1 protein-coding gene and 1 pseudogene are annotated in these 1017 nt (G+C 74.9%); both read right to left on the bottom strand.

What is annotated here, in order from left to right; translation table 11 throughout:
• Positions 1-472 (bottom strand): annotated as a pseudogene (locus B8460_RS11415) (hypothetical protein); the annotation flags it as partial.
• A 13-nt stretch (positions 473-485) separates the two neighbouring features.
• A partial coding sequence (locus tag B8460_RS11410; protein WP_048861723.1) for a chloride channel protein occupies positions 486-1017 on the bottom strand: 532 nt, incomplete at its 5' end.

Below are 1017 nucleotides of genomic sequence, written 5' to 3'. Positions count from 1 at the left end.
CCCGCCGCCGCCGTTCGCCGCGCAGCGCGGGCGTGGGCGCGGCCTCGGCCCAGGCGCGCAGGCGCGGGCGCAGCGCGGCCAGCGCCGCCACCGCCGCCGACGTCCGCTGGTCCTCCCACGGGAAGTGCCGATACCAACTCCGCCACACCGCCCCCGCCTCGCGCGGCGGCTGCTCGCGCGTCAGCGCCAGGTAGGAAATCGAGATCACCCGCCTGCCCGCCCGATCGATCCGGCCGGGATCGGCAAACGTGTAGAGCTGTTCCACATAGACCAGCGGGTGGTGCGTCTGTTGCTCCACCCAGGCCCGCAGGCTCGCCTGCAACGAGCGGTCGGCCGAACCGAACGGCCCGGCGGGCAGCGCGGCGCCGCCCTCCACCGTCAGCACGCGGGGCTCGCCGTCCGACACGGCGACGAGCACGGCGATCACCTCCGCGACCAGGTCGGCCGCGGCGGTGACGACGGGGGCGGTCATGGCAGGACGGTCATCAGGGGGGCAGTCCCGGCGGCGCATGGTCGCGATGCTGCTGGCGGGCCCGCACCTCGTCGTCGCTCAGGCGCGCGTCATAGACCGACCGCGGCTCGATCGTGCGCGCGACCAGGGTCGCGGTCGCGATCACCAGCAGCATCGGCACCATCGAGGCGCGGGCGTGACCGGTCAGCTCCATCATCAGCACGGCGGTCGAGATCGGACCCTGGGTCGTCGCCGCCAGCACCGCCGCCGCGCCGAGCACGGCGTATTCCCCGCCCGGCGTGCCGGGGAACAGCCACGACCACGGCACCCCGAGCAAACCGCCGAGCAGCGCCCCGGTCGCCAGCGACGGCGTGAACAGCCCGCCCGGTGCCCCGCTGCCGAGGCAGAAGATGGTCATCGCCGGACGCAGCACGACCAGCACCGCCAGAAGCGGCAGGCCGACCCCGCCGGTGAACGCCTCCTGCGCCACGTCACGCCCGTTGCCGAGCAGCTGCGGAAAGGGGACCGACAGCACGCCGAGCAGGCCGAGCACGATGACCGGCGCC

The sequence above is a fragment of the Acidisphaera rubrifaciens HS-AP3 genome (genome assembly GCF_000964365.1).
Lineage (GTDB): Bacteria > Pseudomonadota > Alphaproteobacteria > Acetobacterales > Acetobacteraceae > Acidisphaera > Acidisphaera rubrifaciens.
The sequence above is the reverse complement of the archived record's forward strand: the minus strand, read 5'-3'. Positions and strand labels throughout refer to the sequence as shown.